The 22859-nt window shown below is 69.3% G+C and carries 17 protein-coding genes and 3 pseudogenes; 12 read left to right on the top strand and 8 right to left on the bottom strand.

Annotated features, from left to right (window positions below):
- The first annotated feature begins 8 nt into the window (after positions 1-8).
- From leuA to recO, 4 genes and pseudogenes are all read left to right on the top strand, one after another.
- A complete protein-coding gene (gene leuA / locus ACZ7L9_RS03865; protein ID WP_471412241.1) occupies positions 9-1805 on the top strand; it encodes a 2-isopropylmalate synthase in 1797 nt (598 codons plus the stop codon).
- A gap of 207 nt (positions 1806-2012) precedes the next feature.
- The gene (locus ACZ7L9_RS03860; protein ID WP_471412239.1) at positions 2013-2690 is read left to right on the top strand and encodes a TerB family tellurite resistance protein; all 678 of its coding nucleotides are present in this window, start codon (positions 2013-2015) and stop codon (positions 2688-2690) included.
- Positions 2691-2729: 39 nt separating this feature from the next.
- Positions 2730-2972, top strand: a pseudogene (locus ACZ7L9_RS03855) (response regulator transcription factor); the annotation flags it as partial.
- A 58-nt stretch (positions 2973-3030) separates the two neighbouring features.
- Positions 3031-3777, top strand: coding sequence for a DNA repair protein RecO (recO, locus tag ACZ7L9_RS03850; protein ID WP_471412238.1), 747 nt, complete (start codon positions 3031-3033; stop codon positions 3775-3777).
- Here the strand turns inward: recO and ACZ7L9_RS03845 are convergent.
- Positions 3754-5029: pseudogene (locus ACZ7L9_RS03845) on the bottom strand (RNA-guided endonuclease InsQ/TnpB family protein). The gene recO and the pseudogene ACZ7L9_RS03845 sit on opposite strands and share 24 nt — an antisense overlap.
- On the opposite strand from ACZ7L9_RS03845, the gene ACZ7L9_RS03840 reads away from it, so the two are divergent.
- Together ACZ7L9_RS03840 and ACZ7L9_RS03835 are read left to right on the top strand one after the other, a co-directional pair.
- Positions 5020-5253: a FitA-like ribbon-helix-helix domain-containing protein gene (locus ACZ7L9_RS03840; RefSeq protein ID WP_471412236.1), complete on the top strand. Its 234-nt coding sequence runs from the start codon at positions 5020-5022 to the stop codon at positions 5251-5253. The pseudogene ACZ7L9_RS03845 and the gene ACZ7L9_RS03840 sit on opposite strands and share 10 nt — an antisense overlap.
- A gap of 51 nt (positions 5254-5304) precedes the next feature.
- Positions 5305-6126 (top strand): isoprenyl transferase, encoded by an 822-nt coding sequence (locus ACZ7L9_RS03835; protein WP_471412235.1) that lies wholly within the window; start codon positions 5305-5307, stop codon positions 6124-6126.
- Between the two features lie 40 nt (positions 6127-6166).
- Here ACZ7L9_RS03835 and ACZ7L9_RS03830 read toward each other — a convergent pair whose 3' ends face one another.
- The 4 genes from ACZ7L9_RS03830 to ACZ7L9_RS03815 form a co-directional block, all read right to left on the bottom strand.
- Positions 6167-6601 carry a Fur family transcriptional regulator gene (locus tag ACZ7L9_RS03830; RefSeq protein WP_471412234.1) on the bottom strand — a complete coding sequence of 145 codons (435 nt, stop codon included), beginning with the start codon at positions 6599-6601 and terminating at the stop codon, positions 6167-6169.
- Positions 6602-6666: 65 nt separating this feature from the next.
- Positions 6667-7560 carry a metal ABC transporter permease gene (locus tag ACZ7L9_RS03825; protein WP_471412232.1) on the bottom strand — a complete coding sequence of 298 codons (894 nt, stop codon included), beginning with the start codon at positions 7558-7560 and terminating at the stop codon, positions 6667-6669.
- Between the two features lie 2 nt (positions 7561-7562).
- Positions 7563-8345 carry a metal ABC transporter ATP-binding protein gene (locus tag ACZ7L9_RS03820; protein WP_471412230.1) on the bottom strand — a complete coding sequence of 261 codons (783 nt, stop codon included), beginning with the start codon at positions 8343-8345 and terminating at the stop codon, positions 7563-7565.
- A gap of 38 nt (positions 8346-8383) precedes the next feature.
- A complete protein-coding gene (locus ACZ7L9_RS03815; protein ID WP_471412229.1) occupies positions 8384-9337 on the bottom strand; it encodes a metal ABC transporter substrate-binding protein in 954 nt (317 codons plus the stop codon).
- A 208-nt stretch (positions 9338-9545) separates the two neighbouring features.
- On the opposite strand from ACZ7L9_RS03815, the gene ACZ7L9_RS03810 reads away from it, so the two are divergent.
- Both ACZ7L9_RS03810 and ACZ7L9_RS03805 read left to right on the top strand, forming a co-directional pair.
- Positions 9546-10928 carry a glycine--tRNA ligase gene (locus ACZ7L9_RS03810; protein WP_471412227.1) on the top strand — a complete coding sequence of 461 codons (1383 nt, stop codon included), beginning with the start codon at positions 9546-9548 and terminating at the stop codon, positions 10926-10928.
- Positions 10929-11263: 335 nt separating this feature from the next.
- Positions 11264-11524 carry a DUF6243 family protein gene (locus tag ACZ7L9_RS03805; RefSeq protein ID WP_471412225.1) on the top strand — a complete coding sequence of 87 codons (261 nt, stop codon included), beginning with the start codon at positions 11264-11266 and terminating at the stop codon, positions 11522-11524.
- Positions 11525-11612: 88 nt separating this feature from the next.
- On the opposite strand, the gene ACZ7L9_RS03800 is transcribed toward ACZ7L9_RS03805, so the two are convergent.
- Entirely contained in the window at positions 11613-13082 is a 1470-nt protein-coding gene (locus ACZ7L9_RS03800) for an MFS transporter (protein ID WP_471412224.1), read from the bottom strand.
- 101 nt (positions 13083-13183) lie between these two features.
- Between ACZ7L9_RS03800 and ACZ7L9_RS03795 the strand changes: the two genes are divergently transcribed.
- Entirely contained in the window at positions 13184-14113 is a 930-nt protein-coding gene (locus tag ACZ7L9_RS03795) for a helix-turn-helix transcriptional regulator (RefSeq protein ID WP_471412223.1), read from the top strand.
- Here the strand turns inward: ACZ7L9_RS03795 and ACZ7L9_RS03790 are convergent.
- Positions 14086-15570 carry an MFS transporter gene (locus ACZ7L9_RS03790; protein ID WP_471412221.1) on the bottom strand — a complete coding sequence of 495 codons (1485 nt, stop codon included), beginning with the start codon at positions 15568-15570 and terminating at the stop codon, positions 14086-14088. The two genes, ACZ7L9_RS03795 and ACZ7L9_RS03790, sit on opposite strands and share 28 nt — an antisense overlap.
- Before the next feature lie 70 nt (positions 15571-15640).
- On the opposite strand from ACZ7L9_RS03790, the gene dusB reads away from it, so the two are divergent.
- Entirely contained in the window at positions 15641-16789 is a 1149-nt protein-coding gene (dusB, locus tag ACZ7L9_RS03785; protein ID WP_471412220.1) for a tRNA dihydrouridine synthase DusB, read from the top strand.
- Positions 16790-17474: 685 nt separating this feature from the next.
- Positions 17475-20222, top strand: a complete 2748-nt coding sequence (ppdK, locus tag ACZ7L9_RS03780; protein ID WP_471412218.1) for a pyruvate, phosphate dikinase — start codon at positions 17475-17477, stop codon at positions 20220-20222.
- Positions 20223-20276: 54 nt separating this feature from the next.
- Here ppdK and ACZ7L9_RS03775 read toward each other — a convergent pair.
- A pseudogene (locus tag ACZ7L9_RS03775) lies at positions 20277-21906 on the bottom strand (IS200/IS605 family accessory protein TnpB-related protein).
- 503 nt (positions 21907-22409) lie between these two features.
- Between ACZ7L9_RS03775 and ACZ7L9_RS03770 the strand changes: the two are divergent.
- Positions 22410-22823: a VOC family protein gene (locus ACZ7L9_RS03770; RefSeq protein WP_471412772.1), complete on the top strand. Its 414-nt coding sequence runs from the start codon at positions 22410-22412 to the stop codon at positions 22821-22823.
- Positions 22824-22859 lie beyond the last annotated feature (36 nt).

The following is a 22859-nucleotide window of genomic DNA, read 5'->3' as shown; positions in this document are numbered from 1 at the left end:
CGTACGCCATGACCGTCGTCAATCCCGCTCAGCCCGCTACTGAAACCGCTGTCGGCCGCCCCACGCCGATCACCAACGCCACTCAGCTGCAGAAGCCGTCCGGGATGCCGGTCCACAAGTACGGCCGGTACGAGGCCGTCGAGATCCCCGACCGCACCTGGCCGGACAACCGGATCACCGTCGCGCCCCGCTGGCTCTCCACCGACCTGCGCGACGGCAACCAGGCCCTGATCGACCCGATGTCGCCGGCCCGCAAGCGCGAGATGTTCGATCTGCTCGTACGCATGGGCTACAAGGAGATCGAGGTCGGCTTCCCGTCCTCCGGCGAGACCGACTTCGCGTTCGTCCGCTCCATCATCGAAGAGGGCGCGATCCCCGAGGACGTGACGATCTCCGTCCTGACGCAGGCCCGCGAGGATCTGATCGAGCGGACCGTGGAGTCCCTCGTCGGCGCCCACCGCGCGACCGTGCACCTGTACAACGCGACGGCGCCAACCTTCCGCCGGGTCGTCTTCCGCGGCTCGAAGGACGACATCAAGCAGATCGCCGTGGACGGCACCCGGCTGGTCATGGAGTACGCGGAGAAGCTGCTGGGCCCGGAGACGATCTTCGGCTACCAGTACAGCCCCGAGATCTTCACCGACACCGAGCTGGACTTCGCCCTGGAGGTCTGCGAGGCGGTCTGTGACGTCTGGCAGCCGGAGGAGGGCCGCGAGATCATCCTCAACCTGCCCGCCACCGTGGAGCGTTCGACCCCGTCCACGCACGCGGACCGGTTCGAGTGGATGTCGCGCAACCTGTCGCGCCGCGAGCACATCTGCCTGTCGGTCCACCCGCACAACGACCGCGGCACCGCCGTCGCCGCCGCGGAACTGGCCGTCATGGCCGGTGCGGACCGGATCGAGGGCTGCCTGTTCGGCCAGGGCGAGCGCACCGGCAACGTCGACCTGGTAACCCTGGGCATGAACCTGTTCTCGCAGGGTGTCGACCCGCAGATCGACTTCTCGCAGATCGACGAGATCCGCCGCACCAGCGAGTACTGCAACCAGATGGAGGTCCACCCGCGCCACCCCTACGCGGGCGACCTGGTCTACACCGCCTTCTCCGGCTCCCACCAGGACGCCATCAAGAAGGGCTTCGACGCCATGGAGGCCGACGCGGCCGCCCGGGGCAAGACCGTCGACGATCTCGAGTGGGCGGTGCCGTACCTGCCGATCGACCCGAAGGACGTCGGCCGCAGTTACGAGGCCGTCATCCGGGTCAACTCGCAGTCCGGCAAGGGCGGAATCGCCTACGTCCTGAAGAACGACCACAAGCTGGACCTGCCGCGCCGGATGCAGATCGAGTTCTCCCGGATCATTCAGGCCAAGACCGATGCCGAGGGCGGCGAGGTCACGCCGACGCAGATCTGGTCCACGTTCCAGGACGAGTACCTGCCGAACCCGGGCGACGCCGCGGCTCAATGGGGACGCGTGCAGATCCGCTCCGGCCAGACCACGACCGGCTCCGACGGCCGGGACACGATCACCGTCGAGGCGACCGTGGACGGTACGGACACCGTGCTGACCGGCACCGGCAACGGACCGATCTCCGCGTTCTTCGAAGCGCTGCAGGCCATCGGCATCGACGCCCGGCTGCTGGACTACACCGAGCACACCATGAGTGAGGGCGCCAGCTCCCAGGCCGCCTCGTACATCGAGTGCGCGATCGACGGAAAGGTCCTGTGGGGCATCGGTATCGACGCCAACACCACGCGTGCCTCGCTGAAGGCGGTCGTCTCGGCCGTCAACCGCGCCACCCGCTGACCCGGTGCCCGAAAGGGCCTGAAGCCGCACGGCCGAAGACCCCGCCCCACCCGCCTCCGGGGGGCGGGGTTCGGCCATCTCCGGGGGTTGTGACGATCGAGGTACTGACGGCACATCGCGACTGTGGTTAACATCACGTCGACACGGCAATGTTGCCGGAGTGTTACGGAGGTGTGCGACGTGCGGTCAGCCCTGGGACAACGCGCCATGAAGCTGCGTATCTGCGGCATCCGCACCGTCTGGGACCCCGTCGGCGACGGCGAGTTCTTCTGCCCCGGCTGCGGCGGCGACCGCAACTACCGCCGCCTCACCGGCCGTCGACGCTTCACGGTGCTCGGAGTGCCGACGCTGCGGCGCGGCACCGCGGGCCCCGTCGTCGAATGCGCCGCCTGCCGGGCCCACTTCGGCACCGACGTGCTCGACCACCCCACCACCACCCGGTTCTCCGCGATGCTCCGGGACGCCGTCCACACGGTCGCGCTCGGCGTACTCGCGGCCGGCGGCACCGCCTCCCGCGCGGTCCTGGAGACCGCGGCCACCACCGTGCGCGACGCCGGATTCGACGACTGCACGGAGGAACAGCTCTCCACCGTCGTCGAGGTCCTCTCCGCCGACATCGGCCACGGCTCCGCCTTCGATCCGGCGGCCGAGGCCTGCGGAGCGGCCCTCGCCATCGAACTGCACGAGGCACTGGAACCCCTCGCCCCGCATCTGGCCCCCGCCGGGCGCGAATCGATCCTGCTGCAGGGCGCCAGGATCGCGCTCGCCGACGGCCCTTACGGGCAGGCGGAGCGCGAGGTGCTGACCACGGTCGGCGGGGCGCTGCAACTCTGCGCCGAGGACACGGCCCGGCTCCTCGCGGCGGCGGCGCGTACCCCGTCCTGAACGGCCCCGTCCCGGCGATGGTCCGGGCCGCCCGGCCCCGCCCCGGTGCCCGGGGGCCCGGACCGGCTCTCCGACCGGGAGCGTCAGGTCCTCTGCCTGGTCGGGCGCGGGCTGAACAACGCCGAGATCGCCGGGGCCCTCGGCCTCGGTCCGCTCACCGCGAAGACCCATGTCAGCCGGATCACGGGCAAGGTCGGCGCCCGCGACCGGGCCCAGCTGGTGATCGTCGCGTACGAATCGGGCCTGGTCGTACCCGCCGCCGGCGAGGCGGACGGCAGGTGAGCGGCCCCGGCCCGGGGGGCGGGCCCGATGAGCCGTCCCCGTACCGGACAATGGACGCATGAGCTTGTTCCGGGACGACGGCGTGGTGCTGCGCACGCAGAAGCTGGGCGAGGCCGACCGGATCATCACGATCCTGACCCGCGGCCACGGCCGGGTGCGGGCCGTCGCGCGCGGGGTGCGGCGCACGAAGTCCAAGTTCGGGGCGCGGCTGGAACCCTTCTCCCACGTCGATGTTCAGTTCTTCGCCCGGGGCAGCGAACTGATCGGCCGCGGACTGCCGCTCTGCACCCAGAGCGAGACGATCGCCCCGTACGGCGGCGGCATCGTCACCGACTACGCCCGCTACACCGCGGGCACCGCCATGCTGGAGACCGCCGAACGGTTCACCGACCACGAGGGCGAGCCTGCGGTCCAGCAGTACCTGCTGCTCGTCGGAGGGCTGCGCACCCTGGCCCGCGGCGAACACGAGCCGCATCTCGTCCTCGACGCCTTCCTGCTGCGTTCGCTCGCCGTCAACGGCTACGCACCCAGCTTCGAGGACTGCGCGAAGTGCGGAATGCCCGGACCGAACCGGTTCTTCTCCGTCGCGGCCGGCGGCGTCATATGCGGCGACTGCCGGGTGCCCGGCAGCGTCGTACCCTCGGCTGAGGCCGTCACGCTGCTGAGCGCGCTGCTCACCGGCGACTGGGACACGGCGGACGCGTGCGAGGCGCGTCATGTCAGGGAGGGGAGCGGACTGGTGTCCGCCTATCTGCACTGGCATCTGGAGCGCGGACTGCGCTCACTGCGGTACGTAGAGAATTGACTCCTCCCCCTCGCAAACGAGGGGAATTCCTGGCTCACGTTGCCTGCGGCCCGGCGGGCGCGCAGGTCTTACACGATCAGCACCAGCCGGGTACGAGACCAGCCCGGATCAGCATGACGCGGGCAGAATTCTTATCCCTGGGGGATAAGACTCCGCACGCGGTGCAGGCGTATGTCCTTTCGGAGAGGGGGAGTGCGTGCTTGGTTGCTCCGCACTGTGCGCAGTCCATGGTGGTGTGCGCAGGGTGTACGAGGTGGACGTCCCGACCGTGCTTGCGGGCCATCTCGATCAGGGTCTGTTTCGTGGTGCCGATCGCGGCGTCGGCCGCCTTGCGTGCCATGGTCGACCGTGCGAGGAACTTCGGGTGGAAGTCCTCGACGGCCAAGGCGTCGTGGGCGCGTACAACCTTCTTGGCCCACTTGCGGCAGGTGTCCTGTCGCTGCCGGGCCACCTTCTTGTGCAGCTTCGCCGTCTGCCTCTTCGCCTTGCGGTAGCCCTTGGAGGCGGCCCGTCCTCTGGCGGGGCGGCGTCGGGCCATCATCCGCTGGTAGCGGGTTAGTTTCACCTGAGCGTCTCGCCCGTGCTGGGCGTGGGGAAGGTCGTGGGCGTCGTTGGTGGTGGTGGCGGTTTCTTTCACGCCCCAGTCGATCCCGAGCACAGCACCAGTCGGCGGGAGGGGGTCCACTTGGGTGGGGACGACGAAGGAGGCGTACCAGTGGCCCAGAGCATCCTGGTACACGCGCACACTGGACGGCGCGGCGGGCAGCTCTCGCGACCACACCACGGTCAAGGTGATGCCTCCGGCGAGATGCAGGTGCCGGTCCTTGAGACGGAACCCCCGACGGGTGTAGTTCAGCGTGGGAAGTGACTCGTGCTTCTTCCTGTACTTGGGCATTCCGGCCCGGCGGTGCATGGGCAGCCGGTCCTTGATGTCCTTCAGCGCCTTCGCCCGGGACTTCGCGAAATCCCGGATGAGCTGCTGCTGAGGTACCGAGGAGCCCTTGGCCAGCCATGGAGTGCAGGCGCGGGCCTCGGTCAGCATCTTGTCGAGCTGTGCCGGGCCGCACGTCAACTTCTCGCCCGTCGCCCGGTTGAGCGTGTGGACGGCCTTCGACTTTGCCACGCACTCGTTCCAGATCCACCGGCAGCAGTCCCACTCGGCGTTCAGAGCGGTGTGAGCGGTGGGCGACACGCGAAGCCGGTAGGTGTACCGGGCAAGCTCGGTCGCCTCGGCTTCCTTTGATGTCGCCATGGCATCATGATAGCATCATGATTCGTTTCGCTCTGCGTATCCCAGATGACTTGCACGCACGACTGAAGGTCCAGGCGGCTGCAGACCGGCGGTCGATCAACTCCGAGATCCTGCACCTGATCGAGGGCGGCCTCAGCGACGTTACGGTGGACGGGGCATCGCCCAGCGGCGATTCCCTTGCCGTTGCCCCGCTACGGGGGAAGTCGGATTCCTCCCCGGCCTGAAGTACGGGCATCCTTCGATTACCAGGTGACACAGAGAGACGAGAGAAGCTCATGGCAGTACGTGGGATGCTCGGCGGCCGTAACCGGCGCGACTACAAGATCCCGGAGCCGCACCCTTCCGGTGCCACGCCCCCGAAGATCCCCGGCGAGCTGGTGCCCAAGCACATCGCCGTCGTGATGGACGGCAACGGCCGCTGGGCCAAGGAGCGCGGCCTCCCGCGCACCGAGGGGCACAAGGTCGGCGAGGGCGTCGTCATGGACGTCCTCAAGGGCTGCATCGAGATGGGCGTCAAGAACCTCTCGCTGTACGCGTTCTCCACCGAGAACTGGAAGCGGTCCCCAGAGGAAGTGAAGTTCCTGATGAACTTCAACCGGGACGTCATCCGCCGCCGCCGTGACGAGATGGACGAACTGGGCATCCGCATCCGCTGGGTGGGGCGCATGCCCAAACTGTGGAAGTCCGTCGTCCAGGAGCTCCAGGTCGCCCAGGAGCAGACGAAGGACAACGACAAAATGACGCTGTACTTCTGCGTCAACTACGGCGGCCGGGCCGAGATCGCCGACGCCGCGCAGCGCATCGCGCAGGACGTCGCGGCCGGGAAGCTGGACCCGTCCAAGGTCAACGAGAAGACGTTCGCGAAGTACATCTACTACCCGGACATGCCGGACGTCGACCTCTTCGTCCGCCCCAGCGGCGAGCAGCGCACGTCCAACTACCTGATCTGGCAGAGCGCCTACGCCGAGATGGTCTTCCAGGACGTTCTCTGGCCGGACTTCGACCGCCGCGACCTGTGGCGGGCCTGCCTGGAGTACGCCCAGCGGGACCGGCGCTTCGGCGGCGCGGTGGAGGCGGCTCAGGAGCCGACGAGCTGAGCGGCGCGGGCCCGGGGGCAGCGCCCCCGGGCCGTCGTCGTCACTCCTTCGCGGCCGCGCACTCCGCGCACGTTCCGAAGATCTCCACCGTGTGGGCCACGTTCACATACCCGTGCTGCGCGGCGATGGTCTCCGCCCACTGCTCCACCGCGGGCCCCTCGACCTCCACGGCCTTGCCGCACATCCGGCACACCAGATGGTGATGGTGGTCCCCGGTCGAGCAGCGCCGGTACACGGACTCGCCGTCCGTGGTGCGCAGCACATCGACCTCGCCCGCGTCGGCGAGGGACTGAAGAGTGCGGTAGACGGTGGTCAGCCCCACCGAGTCACCGCGGTGCTTGAGCACGTCGTGCAGCTCCTGGGCGCTGCGGAACTCGTCCACTTCGTCGAGCGCCGCCGCCACCGCCGCCCGCTGCCGGGTCGACCGGCCGCGTACCGGGGCCGCGTTCGTTCCACTGATCGGCGCCGTCGCCACAGCAGCCTCCTCGTGTCGCCCGTACCTGTGTCGGGCCATTGTGCCAGCCCGCCCGGGCGGCACGGTCAAATCCTGACCTCGTCCGGGGCCGGGCGGGAGGCCGGTACCTCCAGAGTGCACTCCCCGGACGCGGCTTCGCTGTGCCGGGCGCGCCTTCTGGCCAGCGGGGTCGCGAGCAGCGTCAGGCCGACGAAGACCACGATGGCCAGCAGCACGATCGTCGCGCCGGGCGGGACGTCCTGGTAGTACGAGGTCACGGTGCCCGCCAGGGTCACCGCCGTACCGATGACGACCGACAGCACGAAGGTCACCTTGAAGGACCTGGAGATCTGCTGCGCGGCCGCGACCGGCACCACCATCAGCGCGCTGACCAGCAGCAGCCCGACGACCCGCATCGCCACGGTGACGGTCACCGCCGCCGTCACGGCCACCAGCAGATTCAGCGCCCGCACCGGCAGCCCGGTGACCCGGGCGAACTCCTCGTCCTGGCTGACCGCGAACAGTTGCCGTCGCAGCCCCAGCGTCACCAGCAGCACGAAGGCGGCCAGCAGACAGATCGCGGTGATGTCCTCGGTGGAGACCGTGGACAGGGAGCCGAAGAGGTACGAGGTGAGGTTGGCGTTGGAGCCGGTGTCGGAGAGGTTGATCAGCAGGACACCGCCCGCCATGCCGCCGTAGAACAGCATGGCCAGCGCGATGTCGCCGCGGGTGCGTCCGTACCAGCGGATCAGCTCCATAGCGACGGATCCGACGACGGCGACCGCCGTGGCCATCCACACCGGGCTGGTGGAGAGCAGGAAGCCGAGGCCGACACCGGTCATCGCGATGTGGCCGATGCCGTCGCCCATCAGGGCCTGGCGGCGCTGGACGAGGTAGATGCCGACGGCAGGGGCGATGACGCCGACCAGTACGGCGGCGAGCAGGGCCCGCTGCATGAAGGGAGGGTCGAGGAATTCCATGATCAGCTCAGCAGTCCCGTCCGGACGGGCTCGGAGGCCGCGTGGGGGTGTACGTGGTCGTGGCCGGGCAGGGCGTGCTGGCCCAGTGCCTTCGGGGGCGGCCCGTCGTGCATCACACAGCCGTCGCGCAGCACGATCGCGCGGTCGATCAGCGGCTCCAGCGGGCCGAGCTCGTGCAGCACGAGCAGCACCGTGGTGTCGGCCGCGACCTGTTCGCGGAGCGTCGCGGCGAGGATCTCCTGGCTGGCCAGGTCGACGCCGGCCATCGGCTCGTCCATGATCAGCAGCTCCGGTTCGGCGGCCAGCGCCCGGGCGATCAGCACCCGCTGGTGCTGGCCGCCGGAGAGCGCGTTCACCGAGTCCTTGGCCCGGTCGGCGAGGCCGACGAGGTCGATGGCCCGGTCGACGGCGGCCCGGTCGGCCTTGCGGAGCAGGCCCAGCTTCGTACGGGACAGGCGTCCCGAGGTGACGACCTCACGGATCGTGGCGGGGACACCGCCGGCCGCCGTGGTGCGCTGGGGTACGTATCCGACGCGCGCCCAGGAGCGGAAGCGGCGCAGCGAGGTGCCGAACAGCTCGACGGAGCCGCCGGTGAGCGGGACCTGGCCGATGACGGAGCGTACGGCGGTCGACTTGCCGGAGCCGTTGGCGCCGAGCAGGGCGACGACCTCGCCGCGGCGGATGGTCACGTCGATGCCGCGCAGCACCGGACGCGCGCCGAGCGTGGCAGTGGCGCCGCGCAGGGCTATCACGGGTTCGGTCGTGGTGCTCCCGGGCTCGGGCATGAGCGACTCCGATGCTGCTGTGACGGGTGTTGCGTGGATCACTTCGCGCCGAGCGCCTTCTGCAGGGCGGCGAGGTTGGACTGCATGACTTCGATGTAGTCAGCGCCCTTGGACTTGTCCGTGATTCCCTCCAGCGGGTCCAGGACGTCGGTCTTCAGGCCGGTGTCCTTGGCGAGGGTCTTCGCGGTCTTGTCGCTGGCGAGCGTCTCGAAGAATACGGTGGAGACCTTGTTCTGCTCCGCGATGGTGTGGATCTCCTTGATCCGGGCGGGGCTGGGCTCGGCCTCGGGGTCGATGCCGGCGATGCCCTCCTGGGTCAGGCCGTAGCGCTCGGCGAGGTACCCGAAGGCGGCGTGGGTGGTGATGAAGGTCTTGGTCGTGGTGTTCTTCAGGCCGTTCTCGTACGCCGTGTTCAGGCCGTCGAGCTTGGTGACCAGCGCGTCCGTGTTCTTGCGGTAGTCCGCGGCGTGGTCGGGGTCGGTCTTCTCCAGCGACTTCCCGACGCCCTTGGCGACCTCGGCGTACTTCACCGGGTCCAGCCAGATGTGCGGGTCGGCCCCGGCCGCGTCGCCGTGGTGTTCGTGGCCGTGCTCGTCGGCGCCGGTCTCGGTGCCGTGGTCCTCCAGCGTGGTGAGCTTCGACGCGTCGACGACGTCCTTCGCGCCGGACTGCTTGACGGCGTCGTCCACGGCCGGCTGGATGCCCTTGAGGTACAGGACGTAGTCGGCGTCGGAGAGTCCGCCGATCTGCCGCGGGGTGAGCTCCAGATCGTGCGGCTCGACGCCCGGCTTGGTCAGCGTGGTGACGGAGACGTGCTTCCCGCCGATCTGCTCGGCCAGGAACTGCATCGGATAGAACGAGGCCACCACGTTCAGCTTCCCGCCGTTCTTGTGGTCGGCGGCGTCCGAGGAGGAGCAGGCGGTGAGCGCGGTGAGACCGAGGACGACTGCTCCGGCGACGGCGGCGGTGGGTATGAGGCGGCTTACGTTCATGACAGTCATTTTCAACAAAACTGGAAACGATTGTCAACAAGGCTGATGAGATGACCCCTCGGCCGTCCGCGCCGATACCGATTTGATCCCAGGGGCGTGCCCGCCGGTAATCTGGGGTATTCGCCCGCCCGTCTCACGACCACCACCCCCCACCGAGGCGCTTCGCGCCACCCCTGTCCAATTTCGTCGTCGTAATGAAGAGAGCACCGTGGCCGCCGACAAGATCGACTCCATCGTCAGCCTGAGCAAGCGCCGTGGCTTCGTCTATCCCTGCAGTGAGATCTACGGTGGTCAGCGCGCCGCCTGGGACTACGGGCCGCTGGGCGTGGAGATGAAGGAGAACCTCAAGCGCCAGTGGTGGCGCTACATGGTCACTTCGCGCGAGGACGTGGTCGGTCTCGACTCGTCGGTCATCCTGGCCCCCGAGGTGTGGGTCGCCTCCGGCCATGTCGCCACGTTCACCGACCCGCTGACCGAGTGCACCTCCTGCCACAAGCGCTTCCGCGCCGACCACCTGGAGGAGGCGTACGAGGAGAAGCACGGCCACGCTCCCGCGAACGGCCTGACCGAGCTCAACTGCCCCAACTGCGGCAACAAGGGCACCTTCACCGAGCCCAAGCAGTTCTCGGGTCTGCTCTCCACGCACCTCGGCCCGACCCAGGACTCCGGCTCCGTCGCCTACCTGCGTCCCGAGACCGCGCAGGGCATCTTCACCAACTTCGGCCAGGTGCAGCAGACTTCGCGCAAGAAGCCGCCGTTCGGTATCGCCCAGATGGGCAAGTCCTTCCGGAACGAGATCACTCCGGGCAACTTCATCTTCCGGACCCGCGAGTTCGAGCAGATGGAGATGGAGTTCTTCGTCAAGCCGGGCGAGGACGAGGAGTGGCAGCAGTACTGGATGGACCAGCGCTGGAACTGGTACACGGATCTGGGCATGCGCGAGGAGAACATGCGCTGGTACGAGCACCCGGCGGAGAAGCTCTCGCACTACTCCAAGCGCACCGCTGACATCGAGTACCGCTTCCGCTTCGGCGGCAGCGAGTGGGGCGAGCTGGAGGGCGTCGCCAACCGCACGGACTACGACCTCAAGGCGCACTCCAAGGCCTCGGGCACGGACCTTTCCTTCTTCGACCAGGAGGCCGGCGAGCGCTGGACTCCGTACGTCATCGAGCCGGCGGCCGGTGTCGGCCGCGCGATGCTCGCCTTCCTCCTCGACGCCTACATCGAGGACGAGGCGCCCAACGCCAAGGGCGTCATGGAGAAGCGCACCGTGATGCGTCTCGACCCGCGCCTCGCGCCGGTCAAGGTCGCCGTCCTGCCGCTGTCCCGCAACCCGCAGCTGTCGCCGAAGGCCAAGGGCCTCGCCACCGACCTGCGGAAGAACTGGAACATCGAGTTCGACGACGCGGGCGCCATCGGCCGCCGTTACCGCCGCCAGGACGAGATCGGTACGCCGTTCTGCGTCACCGTCGACTTCGACACCCTCGACGACAACGCGGTGACCGTGCGCGAGCGCGACACCATGAAGCAGGAGCGCGTCTCCCTGGACCAGATCCAGGCCTACCTCGGCGCCCGGCTGCTGGGCTGCTGACGCACCGCGGTTTCCCGGCGAAGCCCCCGGTTCCGTACCCCGTACGGAACCGGGGGCTTCGTTGCACACTGTCCGCCGAGGCGCACCAGGCAACGGTCGACCCGACCGCCTGAGCGGGCCGACCGCAGCCGCTGTCTGTCGGCGCGGGGCCGGCACGGGCGCCGCCCCGGTGAAAAATCGGGTGCTGAGCCCGTTCCGGCCGGGGTACGGTTCGGGCATGTCTTCGTTCTTCCAGATCTACGAGTGAGAGTGCGGCGGGCCTGACCACCCGCCGCACATCGGACCGATTCCAGGTCACCTCAGACCTCAATTCTCACCACGAATGGGAGAACACCGTGGCCAAGAGCCGCAACAACCTCCTCGGTGTGGGCGGACAGCGCAAGAAGCTGTCCCGCGCCGAGCAGCAGGGCGCGGGCCCCGCGCGCGATGCCGACCGCAAGGCGGCCGCCGACCAGAAGCAGGAACTGCTGCGCAAGATGCGGGAGCGTGCGCAGTCGGGACCCGCCTCCGCCTCCGACTCCGCCCAGGCCGGGCCGTCGTCGGACGACACCGCGCAGCCGAGCGCGTCCGAGCAGGACGGCTCGGCGCAGAGCTGACGCCTCCTGATCACCCGTACGACCGTGGGCCCGGATCACCTGAAGTGATCCGGGCCCACGCCCTTGTCCGCGCCCCGCGCCCGCGTGCTCACGCCACCCTGCGCGGCAGCCGCAGACTCAGCAGCGTCGTCAGCACCACCGCGGCCAACTGGACCAGCAGCGTCACGATCAGCGCGTCCCGCATACCCGCGCCCGGGACCAGGGAGAGGAACAGCGTGCCGAGCGTGGCCACGCCCAGTGCCAGCGCGGCCTGCTGAGTCGTCGTCATCACCCCGCCGCCCACACCGGCACGCGCGGCCGGTACGTCGGAAAGCACGATGCGGAACAGGACGGGCAACTGCAGCCCCTGCCCGAACCCCGCGATCGCGACGCCCGGCATCAGCCCCAGCGGCCCGAGGCCGGACCACTCGCGCCACACGCTGAGCGCCAGCACCAGCACACCCACCGCCTGGATCACCCCGCCGGCCGTCACGACCCGGCTGCCGTACCGCAGGATCAGCCGCGGACCCGCCAGCGACGCCACGAAGAAGGCCACCGCCATCGGGGCCAACGAGAGACCCGCCGCCGCCGGGCCCAGCTCCAGGCCCTGCTGCAACGCCACCGCGATCACGAACATGAAACCGCCGAAGCCGATCGAGAACGGCACCACCAGCACCAACCCGCGCCGCAGCGACTCCAGCCGCAGCAGGCTCGGCGGCACCAACGGGGTCTGGCCGCGCCGGTCGGCCCGCTGCTCGACCCGGTAGAAGGCGTACGCGGCGAACGGGAACAGGGCCAGCGAGACCCAGGTCCACAGCGGCCAGCCCGCGGCACGCCCCTCCGTCAGCGGGGCGAGCAGCGTCACCAGTGACGCGGTCAGCAGCAGCGTGCCCGGTACGTCGATCGGCGCGGGCCGTTCCGACCGGGTCTCCGGTACGGCGCGGGCGGCCAGGACCAGTCCCACCGCCGCCACCGGAACGTTCACCAGGAACACCGAGCGCCAGCCCGCGCTCTCGCCGAACACCGACGAGAGCGGTGCGGCGGCGACCAGAACTCCGCCGAGGATCTGGCCCGTGACCATGGAGAGCCCGGCCGTCGCCCCGTACAGGCTCAGAGCCCGGGCCCGCCGGTGCCCCGACGTGGCTGCCTGAATCGTGGCGAGCACCTGCGGCAGCATCAGCGCCGCCGCCGCGCCCTGCGCCACCCGCGCCCCGACGAGCGTCCAGGCGTCCGGCGCGAGCCCGCAGGCGAGCGAGGTGATTCCGAAGGCGGCGATACCCAGCAGGAAGAGCCGGCGCCGCCCGGCCATGTCGCCGAGCCGGCCGCCGAGGACGAGCAGGACGGCATAGATCAGGCCGTAGCCCGCGACGACCAGTTCGAGCAGCGCGGGGCCCGCGTTCAGGTCGTGGTCGATCGTCGGCAGGGCGACATTCACGATGAAGAAGTCGATGAGCGGCAGCGCGGCGCCGAGAAGCACGGTGAACAGACCGAGCGCGCCGAGCACCGGAGCGGGGTGGTCGTGCCGGACCACTCGGGCGGTGATGGCGGATGGTTTCGTGCGGACAGTTGATTCACTCACGCCACCGAGAATCGCCGCCTTCTCAGCCTGGTACCAGAGAGTCTTTATCCTGGTACAAGCGGCACCTGGCAGAGCGCCGGGCCATTCGGCACGCTGGAGGAATGACGAGGATGGCGAGCGAGTTGCCCGCGAGCGGGTTGTCCGACGTGCGCGGGGTGCCGAGGACAGCGGCCCCGAAGGGGCCCGAGCCCTCCGAGCCCGACGTCCGCAGGCATGAACTCGCGGGATTCCTGCGCAGCCGGCGCGAGCGGATCACCCCCGAGCAGGTCGGTCTGCCCCGCGGTGGCCGCCGTCGCACCCCCGGCCTGCGCCGCGAGGAGGTCGCCCAGCTCTCCGCTGTCGGCGTCACCTGGTACACCTGGCTGGAGCAGGCCCGCGACATCCAGGTCTCGCCCCAGGTGCTCGACGCACTTGCCCGTGCCCTGTTGCTGGACCGCAGCGAGCGCGGCCATCTCTTCTCGCTCGCCGGTGCCGTCGACCCGTCGCCCGGCGCGGACTGCCCGAGCGTCACCCCGGCGCTGCGCGAGGTGCTGCGGCAGCTGGACCCTCTCCCGGCCTGTATCCAGAACAGCCGGTACGACATCCTCGCGTACAACCGGACCTACGGACGGCTGCTCTGCGATCTGGACGCCGTCGACCCCGACGACCGCAACTGCATGATCCTCTCCTACACCAACGCGGACTGGCGCGCCGCCGTCGTGGACCTCCCGGAGATGAACCGGGTGATGGCCGCCAAGTTCCGCAGGGCGATGGCCGAGCATCTGGCCGAGCCCGCCTGGAAGGCGCTCCTGGGGCGGCTGGAGGCGGCCTCGCCGGAGTTCCGGAAGATCTGGGCGCGGCACGAGGTGGTGGGCCCCGGCGGCCGGACCAAGATCTTCCGCAACGTCCATGTCGGACTGCTCCGCCTCGACCACACCGACCTGTGGCTCGGCCCGTCGGCCGGGCCTCGCATGGTGACGTACGCTCCCGCCGACGAAGAGACCCGGCAACGGCTGCTCCGTCTTCACGCCCTGGAGCTCGCCGATGCCTGAGTCCCGGCAGCGGCGCCCGCCGACACCTCCAGGCGCTCCGCGGTCCGACGTGCCGTCTCCCTCGCCCAGTGCCCGCTGGTCAGCGCCCCCACCAGCAGGACGCACACCCCGCACCCCGTGAGGACCCACCAGGCGGGCTTGCTGGCGTCCACGAACGCGGCCGCGTACGCGGCGCCCCGCGGGGACCCGGTACCGGCCACTCCCGCCGCCAGCACCGCACCGATCACGGCGACCCCGAGCGTCCCGCCGACCTGCCGGCTGGTCGAGGCGACCGCCGCCGCCACACCGGCCTGCGAGCGCGGCATCCCGGAGACGGCCGTGTTGGTGATCGGCGCGTTCACCATGCCGAAGCCGAGGCCGAACAGCACATAGCCGATGAACAGCAGGGCGTTGTCCGTCTCCGCGTCGAACGCGGCGAACAACAGCCCGCACGCCGTCATGGTCACTCCTGCGACGAGCAGCGGCAGCCGGGGCCCCCGGCTGCCGACCAGCCGCCCTGACAGGGGCGCGCAGACAAAGGTCAGGGCCGCCATCGGGAGCATGTAGAGCCCGGCGTGCAGTGCGCTCAGACCACGCACGTTCTGCAGATACAGCGTGTTGAGGAAGAGGAACCCGCTCAGCGCGGCGAACGCGCAGACCGCTATGGCGGTGGCCCCGCTGAACGGGGCGCTGTGGAAGAACCGCAGATCGATGAGGGGCTCGGCGCGCCTGGGCTCGTACAGCAGGAGCCCGACGACCGCGCAGACGGCGAGCGCGGCGAACGTCAGGATGCGCGGCGAGTCCCAGCCCGCCGAGGGCGCCTCGATGATCGCGTACGTCAGCGAACCGAGCAGCGCGATCACCAGCAGCTGTCCCACCGGGTCGGGACGGCGCGGCTTCGGGGCCCGCGACTCGGGGACGTACCGCCAGGTGAGCAGCAGCGCGACCAGACCGACCGGCAGATTGATCCAGAAGATCGACCGCCAGCCGACCGAATCCACCAGCAGACCGCCGACCACCGGGCCCGCCGCCATGGAGATGCCGACGACACCGCCCCACACCCCGATGGCGCGGGCCCGCTCGCGCGGGTCGGTGAAGGTGTTGGTGATGATCGACATCGCGACGGGATTCAGCATCGAGCCGCCCACCGCCTGCACCATCCGGAACGCCACGAGCGACTCCAGGTTCGGCGCCAGGGAGCAGAGGACCGAGCCGAGAGTGAAGAGGACGAGCCCGATCTTGAAGATCTTCCGGCGCCCGATCCGGTCGGCGGTGGAGCCCGCGAGCATCAGCAGCGAGGCGAGGACGAGGGTGTAGGCGTCGATCGTCCACTGCATGCCCGCGACGGTGGCGTGCAGTTCCTTCTGCATGGAGGGCAGGGCGACGTTGAGGACGGTGTTGTCGAGGCTGACGATCAGCAGGCTCATACAGCAGATCGCCAGTACCAGCTGGCGTCGGCGGGGGCTCAGCTCGGGCATACATGGATAGTACGGTTAACTAACGAACTCTGCTGGCCGACCGCTCCGTGCCGTACGCGACAATGGAGCAATGACCACGCTCGCCCCCTCGCCCCCGCTGCTCCGGATCGGCCCGCACACGGTGCAGCCGCCGGTGGTGCTCGCCCCCATGGCCGGCATCACCAATGCCCCGTTCCGCACCCTGTGCCGGGAGTTCTCCGGCGGCAAGGGGCTGTTCGTCAGCGAGATGATCACCACCCGGGCGCTGGTCGAGCGCAACGAGAAGACCATGCAGCTCATCCACTTCGACGCGAGCGAGACCCCGCGCTCGATCCAGCTGTACGGAGTGGACCCGGTCACCGTCGGCAAGGCCGTCCGCATGATCGTCGACGAGAACCTCGCCGACCACATCGACCTTAACTTCGGCTGCCCGGTCCCCAAGGTGACCCGCAAGGGCGGCGGCTCGGCGCTCCCGTACAAGCGGCCGCTGCTGCGCGCGATCCTCAACCAGGCGGTCTCCAACGCGGGTGATCTGCCTGTCACGATCAAGATGCGCAAGGGCATCGACGACGACCACACCACCTATCTCGACGCGGGCCGGATCGCGGTGGAGGAGGGCGTCACGGCCGTCGCCCTGCACGGCAGGACGGCCGCCCAGCACTACGGCGGCACCGCCGACTGGGACGCCATCGCCCGCCTCAAGGAGCACGTCCCGGAGATCCCCGTCCTCGGCAACGGCGACATCTGGTGCGCGGATGACGCCCGCCGGATGATGCGCGAGACCGGCTGCGACGGCGTGGTCGTGGGGCGCGGCTGCCTGGGCCGCCCCTGGCTGTTCGGCGACCTGGTGAGCGCCTTCGAGGGTACGGAGACGAGGCGGGCGCCCTCGCTCCGCGAGGTCGCGACCGTGATGCTGCGGCATGCGACGCTGCTGGGGGAGTGGATCGGCGACGAGACCCGTGGCGTGATCGACTTCCGTAAGCATGTCGCCTGGTACCTCAAGGGCTTCGCGGTCGGTTCGGAGATGCGCAAGAAACTGGCGATCACCTCGTCGCTGGAGGAGCTGGGCGGGCAGTTGCGGGAGCTGGACCTGGACCAGCCGTGGCCGGACGGCGCGGACGGGCCGCGCGGACGCACCTCGGGCAACAACCGGGTGGTCCTGCCGGACGGCTGGCTGAAGGACCCGTACGACTGCGCGGGCGTCAGCGCGGAAGCGGAGCTGGACACCTCGGGCGGCTGACGACTGCCCCCCGGGTTCTTCCGGGGCCCCGAAGGCCGCACAGGATCTTCGGGGCCCCTTTTCGCGCCCTTCCCGGGCCTTCGGGGCCCCTTTCGGCCCTCCGGAGGCCCTCGGGAGCATGGGGCGACACAGGCACCGCGTGCCGCCCCATGTATCTCGCTCATCTGAGCGCCATGTCTGGCCGGATTCGGCGATATCCGGCCACGGTGAGTCTCGATAGGTCCGCATCGTGCCTCGCGCCGCTGCGTCTGTTCACGCTCGGCTGTGTCCTGATGATCAACGCGTGATCAATAGGCGGCACTCGCGCGTCCAGATGGTGACATTTGAGCGCAGCTCGCAGAGTGATTCTCGCCACTCTGAGAATCGAGGCGCTCAGATGAGCGTAAATTTGGGAGCTGCACTTCTCAAATGGTGGCACCCAGTGCCAATGGGCTCCACTTTGATCGATCGACGCTTCCAGTGCTCTGTGTGATCGGCTGGCCGGGTTACAGTCGCACTGAGTGCTTATTCATTCAAGAAATGAAGGCATTCCTTCGATCGGGGGACAGGTCATGTCACTTTCGATCTGCTGGCGTACGGGTGGTTGAGGCCTCATGACGCGCAAGTGGACGTACCCAGACACCTTCGATCTGGGTATGTTCCTCGCCGTCAGGGCAGCCACAGCGTCCTCGAGGAGTCGAGACCCGTGTCGGAAAACAAAGATCCCCACGTATCCACCCCGGAATCCCGGGAGGCCCAGGGCCAGAAGTTCGTTTATGACTTCACCGAGGGCAACAAGGATCTGAAGGACCTCCTCGGCGGGAAGGGTGCCAACCTCGCCGAGATGACCAATCTCGGGCTCCCCGTCCCTCCGGGCTTCACCATCACCACCGAGGCGTGCAAGGTCTACCTCGACAGTGGCGAGGAGCCGGCGGACCTCCGGGACGAGGTCAGCGCGCATCTCGACGCCCTTGAGGCGCGGATGGGCAAGAAGCTCGGCCAGGCGGACGACCCGCTGCTGGTCTCGGTCCGCTCCGGTGCGAAGTTCTCGATGCCCGGCATGATGGACACGGTCCTCAACATCGGCCTGTCCGACGAGTCCGTGGCCGGTCTCGCCACCCAGGCCGGCGACGAGCGGTTCGCGTGGGACTCCTACCGCCGCCTCATCCAGATGTTCGGCAAGACCGTCCTCGGTGTCGACGGCGACCTCTTCGAGGAGGCGCTGGAGGCGGCGAAGGAGGCCAAGGGCGTCACCGTCGATGTGGATCTCGACGCGGCCGACCTGAAGAAGCTGGTCAAGCAGTTCAAGAAGATCGTCTCGCGGGATGCCGGGCGTGACTTCCCGCAGGACCCGCGCGAGCAGATGGACCTGGCCATAAAGGCCGTCTTCGACTCGTGGAACACCGACCGGGCCAAGCTCTACCGCCGCCAGGAGCGCATCCCCGGCGACCTCGGCACGGCCGTCAACGTCTGCTCGATGGTGTTCGGCAACCTCGGCCCCGACTCCGGTACGGGCGTCGCCTTCACCCGTGACCCGGCCAGCGGGCACCAGGGCGTCTACGGCGACTACCTGCAGAACGCGCAGGGCGAGGACGTCGTCGCCGGCATCCGCAACACCGTGCCGCTTGCCGAGCTGGAGTCGATCGACAAGAAGTCGTACGACCAGCTGATGCAGATCATGGAAACCCTCGAAACGCACTACAAGGACCTGTGCGACATCGAGTTCACCATCGAGCGCGGCCAGCTGTGGATGCTCCAGACCCGGGTCGGCAAGCGCACCGCCGGTGCCGCCTTCCGGATCGCCACCCAGCTCGTCGACCAGGGCCTGATCGACGAGGCCGAGGCGCTCCAGCGGGTCAACGGGGCGCAGCTGGCACAGCTGATGTTCCCGCGCTTCGACGACGAAGCCGCCACCGAGCTGCTGGGCCGGGGCATCGCCGCCTCGCCGGGCGCCGCGGTCGGCAAGGCCGTCTTCGACTCGTACACGGCGGTGAAGTGGTCCCGGTCCGGCGAGAAGGTCATCCTCATCCGCCGCGAGACCAACCCCGACGACCTCGACGGCATGATCGCGGCCGAGGGCATCCTGACCTCGCGAGGCGGCAAGACCTCGCACGCCGCCGTCGTCGCACGCGGCATGGGCAAGACCTGTGTCTGCGGTGCCGAGGACCTCGAAGTCGACACCAAGCGCCGCCGGATGACCGTGGGCGGACGGGTGATCGAGGAGGGCGACGTCGTCTCCATCGACGGCTCCACCGGCAAGGTGTACCTCGGTGAGGTCCCCGTGGTGCCGTCCCCGGTCGTCGAGTACTTCGAGGGCCGGATGCACGCGGGCGCCGACGACGCCGACGAACTGGTCGCCGCCGTGCACCGGATCATGGCGTACGCGGACCGGGTGCGCCGGCTGCGGGTGCGGGCCAACGCCGACAATGCCGAGGACGCGCTGCGCGCCCGCCGTTTCGGAGCCCAGGGCATCGGCCTGTGCCGCACCGAGCACATGTTCCTCGGCGAGCGCCGCGAGATGGTCGAGAAGCTGATCCTCGCGGACACCGACGCGGAGCGCGAGGCCGCGCTGGAAGAGCTGCTTCCGCTCCAGCGGGCCGACTTCATCGAGCTGTTCGAGGCGATGGACGGACTGCCCGTCACCGTACGGCTGCTCGACCCGCCGCTGCACGAGTTCCTGCCCGACATCACCGAGCTCTCGGTACGGGTCGCGCTCGCCGAGTCCCGCAAGGATGCCAACGAGAACGACCTGCGCCTGCTCCAGGCCGTGCACAAGCTGCACGAGCAGAACCCGATGCTCGGTCTGCGCGGGGTCCGTCTCGGTCTCGTCATCCCCGGCCTGTTCGCCATGCAGGTACGGGCGATCGCCGAGGCCGCGGCCGAGCGCAAGAACGCCAAGGGCGATCCGCGCGCCGAGATCATGATTCCGCTCGTCGGCACGGTCCAGGAGTTGGAGATCGTCCGTGAGGAGGCCGACCAGGTCATCGCCGAGGTCGAGGCCGCCACCGGTACCCGGCTGAAGCTGACCATCGGCACCATGATCGAGCTGCCGCGCGCCGCGCTGACCGCCGGTCAGATCGCCGAGGCCGCACAGTTCTTCTCCTTCGGCACGAACGACCTGACGCAGACGGTGTGGGGCTTCTCCCGTGACGACGTGGAGGCCTCGTTCTTCACCGCGTACCTGGAGAAGGGCATCTTCGGGGTGTCGCCGTTCGAGACGATCGACAAGGACGGCGTCGGCTCGCTGGTCCGCAGCGCCGTTGCGGCCGGCCGGGCCACCCGCCCGGACCTGAAGCTCGGCGTCTGCGGCGAGCACGGCGGCGACCCGGAATCGGTGCACTTCTTCCACGAGGTGGGCCTGGATTACGTGTCCTGCTCGCCGTTCCGCATCCCCGTCGCCCGTCTGGAGGCGGGCCGGGCGGCGGCGGAGGCGAAGGGCAGCGACAGTCGCTGAACCGGCACCCGGCCCCGTGACCCCGGAGCCGCCGTCGGCTCACTCGTACCGTTCCTAGCCAGTGTGCATGAGTGGGTCCTGGGCCCACTGATGCGTGCTGGGCGCATCCCGAACGGTGTTGGATGCGCTGGGTTGCCGCTTTCGCATCCCGTTCGGCGGCACGTCTCTGAGGGCGTGGTCCGTTGCGGGTGGGCGGGTTCCCTCACGTCCTTGGGTACCTGGTGGGGCCTGGGCGGTCCGATGCCCCGCACGATCACTCCGGTCGTGTGGGGGCGGTGCCGTCCGACGCCGGACCGGGTGTCCGAGGGCGCGTCGTCCGATCGCGATGCCGGCGGCATCGTGACGGGACATTCTGCGGTGCGGGGTGGCCAGCGGTTTCTGCCAGTGCTGGACACCCCACACCGAGGTGTAGGCGGGGTCGACCGCGACGACTGCAAGGCCCTGTTCCGCGGCCATGGACACCAGCCGGGCCTTGAGGTTGCCGGTCGGGATGCCGGAGATGAGCTGCCGGAAGCGTTTCCTGCGGCCGTGTTTCTCGCGGGTCTTCCCGGTCGTGAAGTCGAGGTCTTCGATGGCGATCGCAGCGACATCGGCCTGCTTGGCCCAGGTGATCAGGCGGGTCAGGGCGTGGCGGATCTGCGCGTCGCGGTGACTGGCGGTCCCGGAGAGGTCGTAAGGGAAGCGGTGCGGGTTGCCGGTGGGGTTGCCGTGTGGGTCGAGCCGGTAGGCGGCGAAGTGGTCCGGCGTTGGTGTCGACGCCGATCACGCCCCGGGCGCGGGCGGTCTCCAGCGGGATGGCCTGGACGGCCGGGCGTTGCCAGGATGCGGTGAGGTACCAGCGGCCGCGGTCGGTGTCGAGGTGGAAGCGGTAGGCGACGGCCCGGTTCGCGGCGATGCGGTCGGCCCACTCCACGCCTCGGTGCGCGAACGCCACGGTCGAGGTGAGGGTGTATCGGCCGTGCCGGGCATTGGCCAGGTGCGCGAGCGGGGCGGGTAGTTTGATGCTGACTTCGCCGTTCGAGGTGACGCGGATCGTTTCGTTCCCGAACCGTTTCCCGGACTCGCCGTCGGCGGCGATGAACCAGCGTTCCGCTTCCCAGCGTTCCCGCCACTGCTCTTCGGTCAGCCCCGCCTGGGTGAGGTGGTGGCGGGTGTTGAGGAGGCGTTTGCCGCCCCGCACGACCCGGACGCGTCCGGCCTGCCGGTCACGGACCGCGGCAGCGTGCCGCGCTTCCAGCGCCGCGAGGCGGCGGGACTTGTGGAACCACTCGCCCTTGGATCGGTAGCCACCGGCTGCCCGCTTGGTGCCCTTCTGCCGGATGGGGAGGGACAGGCGGTGTCGCAGCGTCCTGATCCCGGCTTCCAGTGTCTGGATGTGTGCTGCCTGGCTACGGCGTGCGAGCGCCCATTGATCGTGTGTGGATTTGGTGATCGCACCGGCGATCCACGACGACGACTGTGCGGTCAGGTTCCGCTTGCGCGACGCCCAGGTCTCCTTGCTGTGCTCCAGGCCGTCCGTACAACGGGCCCTGAGGTCACGGGAAGCGAGACGGCCCTGGTGCTCACCGACCGCACACAGAACCTTCTCGTCCTGGGGAGTGAGGTGCTTGAGACGGTCCCGGATCGCCACCCCGCACGGCCCGTGCACCACGAACGGTGGCGCCAGCTCCCGCACACCACTCACCACAACACCCCCTCCCACGGGACCGGATACCCACTACCCAGCCCAACGAGCACCAGCCGCCAAGGTCACCCATTCGGCCCCAGAACCCCCGTTCCCACCCGCGTGAAGCCGCCGACAGCACCCACTCCCGCGCCCCGGTCTACGCCGAACCGGGCCCCTGGCTCGGCCGGCTCCTCGGTCAGACCCGCTCGACGGTCCTGCGCGCCATCGGCATCGGCTGCACGACCAGTGAACTCGCCCGCCGGGCAGGAGCCTCCCTCGCCTCGGCCAGCCCGCACGCCTGCGTGCTGCGCGAGGCGGGCCTGATCCACACGCTGCGGCACGGCAGCTCGGTCCTGCACACGCTGACCCCGCTGGGCGGATCGCTGCTCCGGGGCGGCGCGCCGCTCGCCCTGTCCCGACCCCGCGGGCGGAAAATTTCCTCGCCGGTACCGATGAGTTCCGCGCCGCCCCGCCGTCTATCTGTCGTAACACGTTCGAACACCAGAGAGAACGGAACGGCCATGCCTCAGATGATCTTCGTGAACCTGCCGGTCAAGGACCTTGAGACGACCAAGGCCTTCTTCGGCAAGCTCGGCTTCTCCTGCAACCCGCAGTTCAGCGACGAGAACACCGCGTGTCTCGTCATCAGCGACACCATCTTCGCCATGCTCCTCACGGAGCCCCGCTTCAAGGAGTTCACCAAGAAGGAGATCGCCGACTCCTCGAAGTCCACCGAGGTCATCCTCGCCCTCAGCGCCGAGAGCCGCGAGAAGGTGGACGAGCTGGTCAACACCGCCCTCGCCTCCGGAGGATCGCCCGCCAACGAGCCGGTGGACTACGGCCACATGTACGGCCGCTCCTTCCAGGACCCCAACCACCACATCTGGGAGGTCATGTGGATGGACCCGGCCGCCGTCGAGGGGCAGCAGTCCTGAATGCGCCGATGAGCGGTGGCGTATCCGGGCCTCGGA

The sequence above is a fragment of the Streptomyces sp. NPDC111516 genome (genome assembly GCF_055635345.1).
The sequence above is the reverse complement of the archived record's forward strand: the minus strand, read 5'-3'. Positions and strand labels throughout refer to the sequence as shown.